The organism is Paenibacillus ehimensis NBRC 15659, assembly GCF_004000785.1.
In the GTDB taxonomy this organism is placed as follows: domain Bacteria; phylum Bacillota; class Bacilli; order Paenibacillales; family NBRC-103111; genus Paenibacillus_G; species Paenibacillus_G ehimensis.
The window spans coordinates 22,546-38,334 of record NZ_BILX01000025.1 but is presented as its reverse complement, the minus strand read 5'-3'; the positions used below and the strand labels follow the sequence as shown (position 1 = coordinate 38,334).

Sequence of the window (15,789 nt, the reverse complement as noted above, 5' to 3'; positions counted from 1 at the left end):
AAATACGGCACCACGGGGCCGTCTTTTTCGTTTGGCGGCTTTATCGAAGTCTGTTGGCTGCCGGCGAGGTTGGAAATTTGGTTATAATTGTTTTTTCTTTTGGAAATGGATGGCCGAACAAGTGTTTCCTGTGATAGAATGTTTGTACGATAAAGGAGGGACGGGAAGTTTGAAGAAAGCGATGCGAAAAATACCGGTTCGTGAATACGCCCTCTTGCTGAGCCGCTACTTGAAGCCGCAGCGCAAAAGCATGATTTTGCTGGCCGTACTGCTCGTAAGCGGCATTGTGATGCAGCTGGTAAACCCGCAAATTATCCGTTATTTCATCGATACGGCGCAGTCCCAGTCCAGCACCAGACCCTTGCTTATCGCAGGCGGTCTGTTCATTGCCGTCACCCTGATGCAACAGGTTGTTGCCGTGGCCGCATCGTATGTGGGCGCGAACGTCGGGTGGCTGGCAACCAATCAGCTTCGCGGCGATGTGGCCGATCATTGCTTGAAGCTCGATATGACGTTCCATAAGTCGCAAACGTCCGGTGCGATCATCGAGCGGGTGGATGGGGACATCAACAATTTGTCCAACTTTTTCTCCAGCTTCGTCATTACGCTGCTGAGCAATCTTGTGCTGGTGGCGGGGATGCTGGTGCTGCTCTTCCTGGAGGGATGGCTGATCGGCGTCGGCATGCTTTTTTTTGTCGTGTTCGCGATCGTCTCCATTCAGTATATCCGGAAGTTTGCGGTGCCCCATTGGGGGAAGCTGAGACAGGTGAGCGCGAGGTTTTACGGCTTTTTGGGCGAGCATCTGGAAGGGACGGAGGACACACGGGCCAACGGCGCAACCGGGTATGTGATGCGGAGGTATCACGAGCTGCTGCGTGAATGGCTGCCGGTCCGCGTGCGTGCGTTTCTCGGTTGGGCGTCGATGTGGATCACGACCTTGATCGTGTTTGCGATCGGCAACGCGGTTGCGTTTGCGCTGAGCTTTTATTTGTGGAAAAAGGGTTCGATTACGCTCGGCACCGTGTACATGATCTTTTACTATACGGAGCTGATGGCCAAACCGATCGAGCAAATCCGCACGCAAATGGAAGATTTGCAAAAGGCGGACGCCAGCATCGTCCGGGTGAAGGAGCTGCTGGAGACGCGGTCCGTGATTGAGGACGGACCGGGCACGCCGGTGCCGCACGGAGCGTTGTCGGTCGCGTTCGAGGGCGTCCGCTTCGGCTACGATGCGGACCGCCTGACGCTGAAGGACGTGAGCTTCCGCTTGGAGCCGGGGCAGGTGCTGGGCTTGCTCGGCCGGACGGGCAGCGGTAAAACGACGCTGGCGCGCTTGCTGCTGCGTTTCTATGATCCGGGTGAGGGTAGGATTGTTCTCGGAGAGACGGATATTCGCGAGGCCAAGCTGCAGCAGCTGCGCAGCAGGGTAGGGATGGTGACCCAGTCGATCGAGCTGTTCCAAGGGACGGTCCGCGACAACCTGACGTTCTTTGACGATACGATCCCCGACGAACGGGTGGAGCAGGTGCTTCGGGAGCTGGGGATGGAGCCGTGGCTTCGCTCGCTCCCCGGCGGCTTGGATACGATGCTGGAGTCCGGGGGCGGAGGATTGTCCGCAGGCGAGGCGCAGCTGTTGTCGTTCGCCCGGGTGTTCTTGTCCGATCCGGGGCTCGTCATTCTCGACGAGGCGTCTTCCCGGCTGGACCCGGCGACCGAGCAGCGCATCGAGCGGGCAATGAACCGGCTGCTGCTGGGCCGGACCTGCATTATTATCGCCCACCGGCTGGCGACGATCCAGCGGGCGGACCGCATTCTTATTCTCGACAACGGACGCATCGCCGAGGAGGGAGACCGGGCAAGGCTTGGGGCCGATCCGGATTCCCGCTACAGCCGGATGCTGAAGGTCGGAATGGAGGAAATGCTGGTATGACGACCTTTTCTTTTTTATGGCGGCTGACGCGTTACCGGTTAGGGCTTTATATTTTGAATGCGCTCGCTTGGTCTTTGATTTATTTGGCCCCGATCGTTCCCGGGCTTGTAACGAAGGCGTTCTTTGACGAGCTGTCCGGTCATTCCGCTTACAGCTTCGGGATTTGGACGCTGGTCCTCTTTCTGCTGCTGGCGGCGTTGGCGCGGGTCGTGCTCATTGTGTTCGGCTTTATCACGGACGTCCAGTTCCGTTTCCGCGTCGCGGGGCTGCTGCGCCGTAACCTGCTGCGGCATGTGCTGAAAGAGCCGGGGGCGCGGGCAATTCCGATCTCGCCGGGCGAGGCGATCAGCTCGTTCCGGGACGATGTCGAGCAGGTGGAGGAAACGGTCAGCTGGTCGGTGGACTCGTTCGGGATGACGCTGTTCGCCGCGGTTTCGTGCTACATTCTCATTCGCATTAACGCAGAGATGACGCTGTGGGTATTTTTGCCGCTTGTCGTTGTGGTCACGATCGCGCAATTGTCGACAACAATGCTGCAAAAATACCGGGCGGCGAGCCGGGAAGCGACAAGCCAAGTCACCGGAGCGATCAGCGAGATGTTCTCTACGGTGCAGTCGATTCAGGTGGCAGGCGCGGAAGACCGGGTCATCGGCCGCTTCAAGCGATTGAACGACCAGCGCCGGGAAGCGATGCTGAAGGACAGGCTGCTGAGTACGACGCTCGAGTCGATTTTCTCCAATGCGGTTAATTTCGGCACCGGACTCATTTTGCTGCTGGCCGCGCAATCGATGCGGGACGGCAGCTTTACGGTCGGCGATTTCGCGCTGTTCGTTTATTACCTCACGTTCGTGACGCAGTTCATCCAGAACTTCGGGAAGTTCATGACTTATTTCAAGCAAAGCACGGTTTCGAAGGACCGTCTGGTGACGCTGCTGCAAGGGGCGGACGAGGAGAGACTGACGGAATACCACCCGCTGCATTTGCGGGGAAGCTTGCCGGACATGGACGAAGGGGCTGCGGTTGTCGGAAGCCGGACCTTGGAGAAGCTGGAGGTGCGCGGTCTGACGTACCGCTATCCCGAAACAGGCCGGGGGATCGAAGGGATCGACCTGACGCTGCCGCGCGGTTCGTTCACCGTCATTACCGGACGGGTCGGTTCCGGGAAGACGACGCTGGCGCGCACGCTGCTCGGGCTGCTGCCCCTGCAGGCGGGAGATATTCGCTGGAACGGCGAGCCTGTGGCGAAGCCGGACGAATTTTTCATTCCGCCGCGAAGCGCCTATACGCCGCAAATCCCGCGGCTGTACAGCGATACGCTGGAGAACAATATTTTGCTCGGCATGCATGCCGAGCCGGAGCAGCTCCAGCGGGCGATCCGCTCGGCCGTGCTGGAGCAGGATCTGGGGTATTTGCCGCATGGCCTCGACACGGTCATCGGGCCGCGCGGCGTGAAGCTGTCCGGCGGGCAAGCCCAACGTACCGCGGCCGCCCGGATGTTCGTACGCGATGCGGAGCTGCTCGTCTTCGACGATTTGTCAAGCGCGCTGGACGTCGATACCGAGGGGAAGCTGTGGGAGCGGCTCAAAGAACTGCGGCAAGGTGCGACCTGCCTGGTTATTTCCCACCGCAAAGCGGCGCTGGCCCGGGCGGACCGCATCGTCGTCCTGAAGGACGGACGCGTTGATGCCCAAGGCACGCTGGAGGAGCTGCTGGAGTCGAACGCGGAGCTGCAGCGGCTGTGGCACCGCGGCGAGGCGTAAAGGGGGCGATTGGGGCAGGTGCTGTTTGCCAGGCCGCTGCGCTTCGTCCATTTCCCGGGCAAGCGCAGGAATCGACACGCTTCAACAGTGCGAGGAGTATGAAAAAACGTCCGGACCATCGCGGTGTCCGAACGTTTAAAGTGATAGTGAGCCGGTGTCTTGTTCGTGAGCATCGGCTTCGCTATTTTTGCAGAGGATGGAAGATAGAGCATCGTATTTCCGCTAATGGCCAGCGGGAAGGTGTGGTGTGGGAAATAAAGGAAGTGGGATTCGCTATGTTGGGCAGGTGGTGAGAAATTTCGATATGAATAAAGCCTCTGAGTTCCTCAAAGATTTATTGATGGCTGGATTTACCTCTAATAGGGCATCTCGGATGCGCAATTTTAGGTGGGCTGCTTCAGGGGCATGATGCCGGGAGAGAATGTGCTATCGCCTGATATCGAGAAATTAAGAAAGCCGAGGATACGCACCCGATTCGTAGGGGATGGGCCGTATCTTCGGCTTTTTAGTGCTTCTTTTCTTGCACAGGTATCTTTACGAGGCGCGAGGCGGCCAGCACCCGGTTTTTGGAATCGACGACGCGTACCTGGACGTCAAGTGTTCCGGCATGGGTTGTCAGTGTTTTCGGCAGGTTGACGCTAAGCGACGATTCGCTCTGCCAAGTCGTCTGCTGCGCTTCGCCGTTGATGAAGACGGTGCAGCCAAGGCCGTATCTTCCGCCATGGATGGTAAGCTGGGATCTTCCGAACGTATCGCCCCCGACGGTTAGGGAAGCGGGGCTCACCCGTTCGATCAGCGGTTCCCCGTAGCCGAGGATAAACGGCTTCCCTTTCGTATCGCCGCCTGCTGCGCCAGCACTGCCCGCTGTGTCACTCGCATCGCCAGTGCCAGTCGAGCCACTTGAGCTGTTGTCCGCCATCCCGGCCTCAGCGGCCGCGGGATTCACGTCGCTGTTGTCCGGCGCGGTATTGCCCGCTGTGTCACTCGCATCGCCAGTGCCAGTCGAGCCACTTGGGCTGTTGTCCGCCATTCCGGCCCGACCAGCCGCGGGATTCACGTCGCTGTTGTCCGCCGTTCCGGCCTCAGCAGCCGCGCTACTGACGTCGCTGCCGGCCGCATCAGCACGGCCAGTTGCGTTACTTGCGTCGCTGCCCGCCACAGCGTCACCGTTTACAGTGTCACTCGCGCCGCCAGCACTAACCGCGTTACTCGCGTCCTCGCTGTACGCGTCGACACCACCGGCGGCGCCGGTGGTGTCACCGTGCACCGCACCGGGCGCGCTTGCGGCAGCGGCCTGCTTTTCCAGCTCCAGGATGGCTTTCTGCCTATCTTCGTACTGCTTCACCAAATTCACGTCGATGTTCATCGCTTCATAATACGCTTTCGGCGGCAGCACCGGCATTTTTCGGTACAGATCGGACAAATAGTCCGTATACGGACTGCCGGGGCGCTTCGCCAGATTCAATACGTATGGGCCGAGAAACGACGGGCTCATATGCAGCTCCTCTTTTGATTCCTTCGGCAAGTAGTTGCTCCAGATGACGACGGGAGTGTTGTGCATTTTTTCCAAGAAGTCGGGGTCGTCCTCGCCGCCGATGTAATTCGATTCCTTATAAACCTGCAGCTTTTCCAAGGAAGGCAGGTGATCGCCGAAAAATACAACGATCGTCGGCTCCTTCAACCTGCTGAAATGCAAAATCAGCTCCTGCAGCGCCCGATCGGCGCCAGACATGCCTTGCGCGTAGGTCTCGGCGATGCCCTTGGCCGTATTGGACAAGTGGCCTTTCACTTCGATATGATTCTTCTTAAACTTGCCCGGCCAATAATGGTAATGGTTTTCCATCGTATTGGCAAAAATGAAGTCCGCGCCCGGACTTCGTTCGGTTTCTTCGATAATGCGCCGCACGACGGCGTGATCTCCGATGTAAGGGCCGACATATTCGTCCGGATTGAAATATTCCAGACTGATGAAGCGCGAAAATCCGAGATGCTTGTATACCTCCGAGCTGTTGAAGAACCAATGGTAAAACGGGCTGATCGCCGTCGTCGCATACCCTTGTTCCGATAACAGGCTGGCCAGCGAAGCGGTCGGCTGCTTGATGTATTGCTCGTACGGAGTGGAATCCTCCGGGAAAAAGCGCATCGAATGCCCGGTCAGCACTTCCAGCTCGACGTTGGCCGTACCGCCGCCGAACATCGGGGAAAGCAGCGTGCCGTGGGTGAATTTCTCCTGCAGCGCATGAAACATCGGCGCCGGGTCCTCGCTGAAGTGCAGGCTTTTGATCTGAGTGATGTCCCAAAACGCTTCGCTCAGCAGGATGATGATGTTCGGGGGCTTTTGCAGCTCTTCGGGCGACCACTCGGTTTGCATCTCAATCTCGGGCGGCGGCAGAGGGACGGGAGGCCGAATGTAGCCCGAAGCCTGCAAAATAACAAGAAGAAACAAGCCGCAGGTCAAAGCCGTTAGGCGAAGAAACAAAGGCATAGGCGGATCTCCCGGTGAATGCGTTTTCGTTAAATTAGTGCTATTATACCACGGACATTCGTCTTGTAGGTAGTGCGGCGCATCAAGGTAATTGTAGAGCTTAACAATTTATTTTACTATATAATTGATAATCATTCTCAATTAAAAAAGGCAGGTGAACGGGATGGAAGCTCAATCGGCCAAACCCGTGACAGAGAAGCCGCTTGCATTCACCCTCCGGCAGATTCGGTATATAGAGACGGCTTCCGAGTGGGCGGATGATCCGGGAACGGAGGAGCTTCGGCTTACGGCAGGCATGCTGCTGCTCATTACAGGAGGCAAAGGGCATCTGCGCCGGAACGGGCGGACGGAGCGGCTTTTTTACGGCAAATGCTTGCTCCTGTCCCGCAATGCCCCTATGGAGATTTCAAGCGATGCGGATACGCCGCTCAAGGGGTATCGCGTAGCCTTCGACGTGTTTCGAATCGAAGATTCGCCTTCTTTGGGAACGTTCCCTGTCCGCAGGGAGGCTGTGCCGTTCGAGGGGGAGGCGCTTGCGGAACGGTTTGCGGAGATCAAGCGCACGATCGTGGGGCTTCACGAAGGGATGAAGGAACGGGGCGAGCTGCAGAGGTTTAACCGTCAGCTGCTTTTTCAAAAGCTGTTGGGCACGCTCTGGGAGGATGCCGAACGGGAGCGGGCGGGAAAGGACTCGACGCTCGCGATCAAGCGGACGATTGAGCAGATGGAGCAGGCTTGCGATGAGCAGTGGACGAGAGACCGACTGGCCGAATTGGCCGGACTCAGTCCATGGCATTATTCGTCTTTGTTTAAGAAAATGACGGGAAAGACGCCGACCGATTATTTGACGGAAACGCGTGTGAACCGGGCCAAGGAAAAGCTGCTGTGGTCCGATGCCCGCATCAAGGATATTGCGCAGAGCGTAGGGTACAGCAATGAGTTTTATTTCAGCAGCCGCTTCAAGCAGGTCACTGGCGTATCTCCGACGGAGTTCGTCAAACAGCAGCGCGGCCGCAGCATTGCGCGCGCTTACCCGTTCACGCCGCAGCTTGGGAGTCCGGTGAGCGGTGTGCCGCAGGCAGGCCGGGGGCGGGTGATCGGCTTATTTTTTGAAGACTACTTGACGGTGCTTGGCTTGAAGCCGGTGCTGCAGTTCGCATGGGGGACCTATTATCAGCGGTATTTGGAGCCTTTTTTGAGCGGGGTGAACAAGCTGAATGTGAATCGAATCGATTTTGAAGCCGTCATGCGGGCCGAACCGGATTTGATTCTGCTCGGGTTTCCCGATTGGGCGGAGGAAGGGCGCTTCGATCGCTTTACGCAAATTGCCCCGACATACGTATTCGAGCGTGCCGCGGTCGATTGGCGGGAAACGCTGCGTACGGTCGGACGGCTGACAGGGCAATCGGCACGGGCGGAGGCATCGATCCGCCGTTATGAAGTGCTTGCGGCGGCGGCTAGAAAGCAGCTGGAGCAGGCGATCGGCCGCGAGAAAGTTGCGCTCCTTCGGGTCGACCGGAGAAAACGGCTCCTTCTTTACGGCGGACCGCAAACCTGCTATACGGGACCGGTATTGTATGGCGACTTGGGTCTGGAGCCTCCCGAGCTCGTGCGGGAGCTGGCGTGGGGAGAGCGGAGCATCAGGACGATATCGCCGGACATGCTGCGGCGTCTGGATGCCGACCATTTGTTTGTCGTGATTGACGAAGAAGGCCGGGATCAGGCGCGGCAATGGATGAACGGCGAGAGCTGGCGAACCCATCCCGCGGTGCGCAGAGGGCAGGTGTACGAGGTGAGTATCGACGTATGGATGAGCTTCGGCATGATCGCCCACGAGCGTAAAATCGACGACGTGCTGAACGCGCTGACTTGCCGGGCGTAAATTTTCCGCATCTCTAACGCATGGAGTCTGATCGTCCGTCGTACAGTGCCCGCAGCAGCCGCGCGGGAAGAAGCAAGCATCGGAATGGAAGGCGGTCTCCCGCCGGGGCCGCTGCGCTGGGAGGCTGTATCCGCAAGCCGCATGTCCCCTTCCCTCGGATCCCACAATTCTATAGGGAGGTTCGCACAATATCGGATGGCTCTAGGGAAGAAGATCATGCTAAACTTCTTATTGATATTGAGAATCATTTTCATATAGCGAAGGGGACACAGCTATGAACTCGGCACTTGGTCAGATGTTACGGTTATGCAGCATCATCACTCTGCTTGCTCTGCTCGCTGCTTGCGGCGGCAATGGGCAGACGGCCCAGCAGGCTTCTACCGGAGCGCATCCGGCAGGAGGCTCCGCGGACAAAAAGGAGGCGTCGGCGCCACGCAAATTCAAGCATGTGATGGGGGAAACGGAAGTGCCTGCACAACCGCAGCGGGTCGTCGGTTTATATCTGGAGGACTTCTTGTCCGCGCTGGACGTAAAACCAGTCATGCAGACGGTTGTCGGCTCGTTCACCCAACAATATTTGGAGAACTATACCGCGGGTCTGCCGAAGCTGGATACAAGCGCGATGAACTTCGAAGCGGTGCTGGAAGCGAAGCCCGATCTGATCCTGCTCGGATTCCCGGATTACGGAGCGGAGGGGAAATACGAGAAGTTTTCCAAAATCGCCCCAACTTATGTCTTCGATGATGATGCCGCTGACGACTGGCGGGGAACGCTTCGTACGGTCGGCAGTCTGCTTGGCAAGTCCGAACAAGCGGAGCAATTGCTCAAGCGCTACGAGGAAAAAGCGGCTCAAGCGCGCAAAACGCTGGAGCAATCGATCGGCCGCGAGACCGTAGCGCTCATCCGCGTACATAAGAAGGGAATGCGCCTCTACGGCGGGCCGGACGGCTATTCGGGCAGCGTGCTGTACAAGGATCTCGGGCTCAATCCGCCTAATCTCGTCAAATCGATTGCTTGGACGGACGATGGCGGCATGAAGGTGATATCGTCCGAAGTGCTGGCTCAGCTTGATGCCGACCACTTGTTTCTCGTCGTAGACGAAGGACGGAGCGAGCAGGCGAAGGAGTTGATGAACAGCAGTGTGTGGAAAAGTATCCCTGCCGTTAAAAAGGGACAGGTCCACGAAGTGACCACCGACGTCTGGATGACCTTCGGTCTTCTGGCCTACGAGAAAAAAATAGACGACGTGCTGCAAACGTTGGCGAAAAAATAAGCAGAGGAGACGGTTGATATGATGGAAACACGTCCGGGTATAGCCGCTACCGTTCGCGAGCGGCGGACAATCAATCAATTCAACGGGGAGCCGGTTCCGAAAGAAATGATTATGGAGCTGTTGGAGGATGCCGTATGGGCGCCGTTCCATTCGCGAAAGGAGCCTTGGCGCTTCTTCCTGTTCATGGGGGAAGGGCGGAAAAAGTTTTCGGATGCGGTGCTTGCGACGTACCCGAAGGAACAGCTTGAGCAGTACGGCGAACAGGTCGCGCATGCTTATTGCCATACCGTGCCGGTCCATCTGGTTGTCGCGATCACCGAAGAACCGCGGCCGAACAAGTGGGAAGAAGCGTTTTCCGCCGCCAGCGCGCTTATTCAAAATCTCCAGCTGCTCGCTTGGGAACGAAAAATCGGCGTCGTCTGGAAAACGAACGAATACAATTGGGACCCGGGTTTCCGTCAGGCAATCGGGGTGAAGCCCGGAGAGAAGATCGTCGGCACGCTCCACTTGGGCTATTTCGACGAGAGTAAAGTGCCGCGTCCGAAGCCGCGTACGCCGGTATCCGAGCTGTTGACATTGTTTGAATAAAACGAATGATGAATGGACCGCTGTCCGCTTCCCGTAGAACCATTCGGCGAAGCGGGCTTTTTTGTGTCCGCTTTTTCTCTGACAGGTCCGTATTACCGAAATATAACTAATGCGTCAGCGAAGCCTATTTTCCTTCAAGGCCGAAATAAGCTATGATGATAGGAGGTCAACTTTATTTTTATCGACCGCACAACGACGAATGACCGCTGTGCAGCACTCGGAGGGAACGAAACTGGATACTTTCGCTTGTCTTTATGTGATTCGCGGAGAGCCTTTCCGCTCGGGAACGTGCCTGAATCTGACCGCCGCCGAAACGGTGATCGGGAGGGCGTCGAACTCGTATTCACCGGACTTCGCTTTTTCGAACGCGTTTATTTCCCGTAAACATATAGTGATCCGCAAAGAAGAGGAGCGTGCGGTCCTGTACGATCTGGGCAGCACGCACGGTACGGAAATCAACGGTGTGATCGTCGAGCCGAATCAACCGTACCCGCTGAAATCGTTTGATATCATCAAGCTGGCCAAAGGGATGACGGTACTGCATTTTTCGTATCTTTTCGCCGATCAGACGCTGGAGTTCGAGCCGCTCAGCATTACGCAGCGGTGGGATGAGCCGAACGGCCCGCTGACGATCCATTGGGAGAAACGGGAGTGCGTGGTTGACGGTAAGCGGATTGCGATGTCGGAGAAGGAATTTTTGCTGATTCAGCTGTTATACAATCATGCCAATCGGCTCGTGCCGATTGCCGAAATCAAGCAGGCCGTATGGCCGGAGCGCTCGGTCGGCGAGGACGGGGTTCCGGATGTAACGATGGATGAATTGAATGCGCTGGTGTACCGGATTCGCAAAAAATACGGCAAAGACACCTTTCTCATCAGTGCGGTTCGCGGCAGCGGATACGTGCTGGAGCTTCATAACCAATAACGACAACATCGGAAAGTGGGTAAGGGTCAATGAGATGGATTGAAGTGGAACCTGCCGGCCCGCTGAACGGCTGCGTACATATTCCCGGTTCTAAAAACAGCTCGCTTGCTTTGTTGGCCGCCGCCTCGCTGGCAGACGGTCTGGTGACGCTGGAGGGCATTCCGAATATCGACGATGTGAAATTGATCGGCCAGATCGGCAAGGACATCGGTCTGACGGTCACCCGCCGCCCATCCGGCGAAATTGTGCTGGACCCGCGTTACATCCACAGCGCGATCATCGATCCGGGCAAGGCGTCCGCTTACCGGGCGTCCTATTATTTTGCCGGGGCCTTGCTTGCCAAGTTCGGCCGGGTGACGGTCGGGTTTCCGGGAGGAGACAACTTTGTCTCCAGGCCGATCGACCAGCATATGAAGGCGTTCCAAGCGCTGGGCGCGACGGTGGAATTCCGCGAGGATCACTATATTGTAGAGGCCAAAACCTTGCATGGGGCGGACATTTATTTCGACACCGTGACATCGGGCGCGACGATCAACGCCATGCTGGCGGCTGTCCGCGCTCAAGGCCGGACGAACCTGTATCATGCCGCTGTCGATCCGGAGGTCGTCGATACGGCCGCGTTCCTGAACGGTCTGGGGGCGCGCATTTACGGCGCAGGTACGGACCGCATACGAATCGAGGGCGTGCCTTATTTGAACGGGGGAAGGCATACCGTGATTCCCGACCGGCTCATCGCCGGGGCATTCTTGATGAGTGCGGGCATTACCGGCGGAAGCGTGACGGTGAAGGATGTCATTCCCGAGCATCTCGGGGCGTGCATCGCCAAGCTGCGCGAGGCCGGTCTTGAGATGGAGTGGGACGAAAACAGCATTACCGCCCGCAGCACGGGCCAGATCCGCGCGACCCGGGTCCGGGCGACGATGTATCCGGGCTTCGCAACGGACCTGCAGCAGCCGATGACGGCTTTGCTGACGCAGGCCAAAGGCAAGAGCATCGTCACGGAACGGGTGTACCCAAACCGGTTCAATCACGTGCCGCAGCTTCGCCGCATGGGAGCGGAGATCGAGGTCCGCGGAGAGAGTGCTTTTATCCAGGGCGGACGGCCGCTTGTCGGCGATTGGGTGCATGCGACCGATGTGCGCGCGGGCACGTGTCTGGTGCTGGCGGGCCTCGTGGCCGAAGGCTGCACGCGCATTACGGGCGTGGAGCATCTGGAGCGCGGCTACGAGGACGTCATCGGCAGCTTCCGCGCGCTGGGCGCGAAGCTTTCGCTGCATGAGCGGGAGACGGAGCAGCAGGATGGCCGGGCGGCCGGGATGGCGTGACAAGATCATAGAAACGGATGGGCATGCTTTAACATGCCTCAATATTGTAACGTTGTAACCTCTCTGCGGAGAGGTTTTTTTGTTTGTTCAAGAGCTTGCGCCGGTAGGACCGTCGATAATGGGGGAGTTGCAAAGAACCTCGGATGGGATGGGATAAGCTGCGTAGGCGATTTTCACTTGTTGCGGGATCGAGCGTCAGCAAAATAGAGGCGGAAAACTTCCTCTAAACCTGCTTTTTGATCTCTTCTTGCAACCCCAGAGGAACGCAGATACGCTAAAAGCCATATTTTAACCTTGCTAAATATGTTTCAACATGAATAGGGGAACACATGTTCGTTATTCTGGGAACAGGCCATCTAAGACAACAAATAGCGAACGGCAGTTCCGCTGTCTTGCGCGGCAACCGTTGACGAGAAAATAAAGTCTTGGACTGTCGCTGCATTATCAACCTATCGGTTATTTAACGAAGGGATTACGAATAGCAATCCCGCACCTATCAACTACGCGATAACTATACCGAAATGGATTAAACAAACACCCTCCCATAGCTCCTCTTCTTTTCTAGACGTGAATTAGGCAAGCTAAATTTCGGTATCCTCCTGGCCGTTCGCACTATCCCCAATCCGGTCTACAGCTTTATCGGGCGCGGGTACTTTTCCGCCGGGCCGGGAACTACAGTTATCGAGTAAATAGTGTGTATTAAATATAAATAATACATACTATTTACAATGGAATAAAGCTATGGTATGTTTTATACATCATTAAACATCCACAACGTTCCATGCGTGTACTCGCGGTCTGCGTACCGTAGGTTCTAAAATGACGGGAGGATTATCAATCATGCAAAGTGTAGTGCCGTTTCATTCGGGTCATGCTGGCTTGAAGCAGCTCCTGGGCGGAAAAGGGGCCAATCTCGCAGAGATGACGAACGCCGGTTTGCCGGTACCGCCGGGATTTACCATTACGACGGACGTATGCCGCTCTTATTATGAGGCCGGCAAGCAGCTTCCGGCGGGATTGATGGAGCAGGTCCACCAAGCGATGCGGGAGCTGGAGCAGGCGAAGGGCCAAGGCTTCGGCGATCCGGCTAAGCCGCTGCTCGTGTCCGTCCGGTCGGGATCGGTGACTTCGATGCCCGGTATGATGGATACGATTCTCAACCTGGGCTTGAACGACGAAACGGTGCAAGGGCTTGCGTCATTGACCGGCAACCCGAGATTTGCGTTCGATTGTTACCGCCGTTTGATCCAAATGTTCGGCAATGTCGTGTTCGACATCGAAACGTATCAATTCGAACGGCTGCTGCACCGCCTCAAGCAGCGGTTGGCGGTCAGCCTGGACAGCGAAGTGAGCGCCGAAGGCTGGACGGAGCTGATCGGAGAGTACAAGGCGGTGATCCGCAAGGAAGCGGGACGCGAGTTTCCGCAGCAGGTGGAGGAGCAGCTCGCGCTGGCCATTGAAGCGGTATTCCGTTCGTGGAACAATGCGCGGGCGCAGGTTTACCGCAAGGTGCACCAGATTCCCGACGAGCAAGGGACGGCCGTCAACATTCAGACGATGGTGTTCGGCAATATGGGCAGCGACTGCGGGACAGGCGTCGTGTTCACGCGAAATCCGTCTACCGGAGAACCCGTGCTGTACGGCGAATACTTGATGAATGCGCAAGGGGAGGACGTCGTGGCCGGCGTGCGGACGCCCGTTCCGATTGCGAAGCTCGGCGAGGAAATGCCGCTCGTCTTTGACCAGCTCGTGCGGACGGCGGAGAAGCTGGAGCGGCATTATACGGACATGCAGGATATCGAATTTACGGTCGAGCAGGGCAAGCTTTACCTGCTGCAAACGCGCAACGGCAAGCGGACGGCCCAAGCTGCGGTCAAAATCGCCGTCGATCTGGTGCGCGAGGGCGTCATCGATACGGGCGAAGCGGTCAACCGCATCGAGCCGTTTCATCTGGATCAGCTGCTGCACCGCGCGATCGATACCGACAAGCCGCTGCATGTGCTGGCGGCCGGCCTGCCGGCGTCGCCGGGAGCCGCATCCGGCGTCGCGGTGTTCGACGCGGACACGGCCGAGGCATGGGCCCGCGCGGGGCGCAAAGTCATCCTCGTGCGCTCGGAGACGACGCCGGAGGATATTCACGGCGTGCTGGCAGCCGAAGGCGTGCTGACCAGCCGGGGCGGCATGACCAGCCATGCGGCGGTCGTTGCCCGCGGGATGGGCAAGCCGTGCGTCTGCGGCTGCGAAGCGCTGCGTTTGACGGACCGCGCCTTTGCCGTGACGACCGCTGACGGAGAAGCCGTCACGGTGCGGGAGGGCGACGCGCTTTCCATCGACGGCGCGACCGGACGGGTAATCCTCGGCGAAGTCAGCTTGCGCGAGCCCGAGCTGACGGGCGAGCTGGAGCAGCTTCTCGCCTGGGCGGACGAGATTCGCACGCTGGAGGTGTATACGAACGCCGATACGCCGGAGGATGCGGCCAAGGCGCGCAGCTTCGGCGCCGAAGGCATCGGGCTGTGCCGGACGGAGCACATGTTCATGAGCGCCGAGCGGGTGCCGGTCGTACAAGCGATGATTTTGGCGGAGACGGCCGAAGAACGGGCGGAAGCGCTGGCGAAGCTGCTGCCGATGCAGCAGGAGGACTTCGAGGGCATTTTCCGGGCAATGGACGGACTGCCGGTGACGATTCGCCTGCTCGACCCGCCGCTGCATGAGTTTTTGCCGAATATGGAGCAGTTGGTCGTCGAGCGGGAGCGCTTGAACGGCCAGCCGGACGCGGACCCGGACCGCAAGGAGCGTCTGGAGAAGCTGCTGCGCAAAGTAAGGACGCTGCATGAGATGAACCCGATGCTTGGCACCCGGGGCTGCCGTCTCGGACTCGTGCTGCCGGACATTTACGAGATGCAGATCGAGGCCGTTTTCCGCGCCGTGCTCAGTTGTCTGCGCGAGCAGCTTGACGTCCGGCCGGATATTATGATTCCGCTTGTCGGCCATGCCAACGAGCTGAAGCGGATGCGCGAGCTTGTGACCCGCAAAGCGGACGAGGTGCTCGGCGAGTTCGCCCGCACGTTCCGCTACCGCGTCGGCACGATGATCGAAGTGCCGCGGGCTGCCGTCACGGCAGGGGACATTGCGCAGCATGCGGATTTCTTCTCGTTCGGCACGAACGATCTGACGCAGATGACGTTCGGCTACAGCCGGGACGACGCCGAAGGCAAATTTTTGACGCATTACGTGGAGACGAAGCTGCTTCCCGACAATCCGTTCCAGGTGCTCGACCGGGACGGCGTCGGAACGTTGATCGAATGGGCGGTCGAGCGCGGACGCGCCGTGAAGCCGAAGCTCAAGACCGGCATCTGCGGCGAGCACGGAGGCGACAAGCAGTCGATCTTCTTCTGCCACGGGGCGGGGCTGGATTACGTCAGCTGCTCGCCATACCGGGTGCCGCTGGCAAGAATCGCGGCTGCGCAAGCGCAGCTGGCCTTGGGAAGCGCCGCTGCGCCGGAGACGGCTGCGGAAGAAGCCGTCACGTCCGGACGGAGCGCTTAAACAGCAAGTCGTCGCACAATCAGACGCCGCCTGCATGGGCAAGGGTGCAGGCGGCGCTCTTGTGTCTTGTTCCGG

At 58.2% G+C, this 15,789-nt stretch carries 9 protein-coding genes; 8 read left to right on the top strand and 1 reads right to left on the bottom strand.

The annotated features are described in order from the left end of the window. The first annotated feature begins 181 nt into the window (after window positions 1-181). A complete protein-coding gene (locus tag PEH01S_RS16070) occupies window positions 182-1,930 on the top strand; it encodes an ABC transporter ATP-binding protein (protein ID WP_407669438.1) in 1,749 nt (582 codons plus the stop codon). After that, window positions 1,927-3,690, top strand: coding sequence for an ABC transporter ATP-binding protein (locus PEH01S_RS16065; RefSeq protein WP_127486657.1), 1,764 nt, complete (start codon window positions 1,927-1,929; stop codon window positions 3,688-3,690). Before PEH01S_RS16070 ends, PEH01S_RS16065 begins: the two co-directional genes overlap by 4 nt. A gap of 505 nt (window positions 3,691-4,195) precedes the next feature. Here the strand turns inward: PEH01S_RS16065 and PEH01S_RS16060 are convergent. After that, entirely contained in the window at window positions 4,196-6,175 is a 1,980-nt protein-coding gene (locus PEH01S_RS16060; RefSeq protein WP_127486654.1) for a sulfatase-like hydrolase/transferase, read from the bottom strand. Between the two features lie 163 nt (window positions 6,176-6,338). Here PEH01S_RS16060 and PEH01S_RS16055 point away from each other — a divergent pair, with 163 nt between their 5' ends. The 6 genes from PEH01S_RS16055 to ppdK all read left to right on the top strand — a co-directional run bounded on the left by PEH01S_RS16055 (window position 6,339) and on the right by ppdK (window position 15,714). After that, window positions 6,339-8,057 (top strand): AraC family transcriptional regulator, encoded by a 1,719-nt coding sequence (locus PEH01S_RS16055; protein ID WP_127486652.1) that lies wholly within the window; start codon window positions 6,339-6,341, stop codon window positions 8,055-8,057. A gap of 274 nt (window positions 8,058-8,331) precedes the next feature. Then, window positions 8,332-9,330, top strand: coding sequence for an ABC transporter substrate-binding protein (locus tag PEH01S_RS16050; RefSeq protein WP_127486650.1), 999 nt, complete (start codon window positions 8,332-8,334; stop codon window positions 9,328-9,330). Between the two features lie 18 nt (window positions 9,331-9,348). After that, window positions 9,349-9,918: a nitroreductase family protein gene (locus tag PEH01S_RS16045; RefSeq protein WP_246062944.1), complete on the top strand. Its 570-nt coding sequence runs from the start codon at window positions 9,349-9,351 to the stop codon at window positions 9,916-9,918. 199 nt (window positions 9,919-10,117) lie between these two features. Next, window positions 10,118-10,843 carry an FHA domain-containing protein gene (locus PEH01S_RS16040; RefSeq protein ID WP_174807140.1) on the top strand — a complete coding sequence of 242 codons (726 nt, stop codon included), beginning with the start codon at window positions 10,118-10,120 and terminating at the stop codon, window positions 10,841-10,843. 29 nt (window positions 10,844-10,872) lie between these two features. Further along, on the top strand, window positions 10,873-12,168 hold the full coding sequence (murA, locus tag PEH01S_RS16035; protein WP_025847208.1) for a UDP-N-acetylglucosamine 1-carboxyvinyltransferase: 1,296 nt from the start codon (window positions 10,873-10,875) through the stop codon (window positions 12,166-12,168). A gap of 840 nt (window positions 12,169-13,008) precedes the next feature. Beyond that, window positions 13,009-15,714: a pyruvate, phosphate dikinase gene (gene ppdK, locus PEH01S_RS16030; protein ID WP_127486648.1), complete on the top strand. Its 2,706-nt coding sequence runs from the start codon at window positions 13,009-13,011 to the stop codon at window positions 15,712-15,714. Window positions 15,715-15,789: the final 75 nt, after the last annotated feature.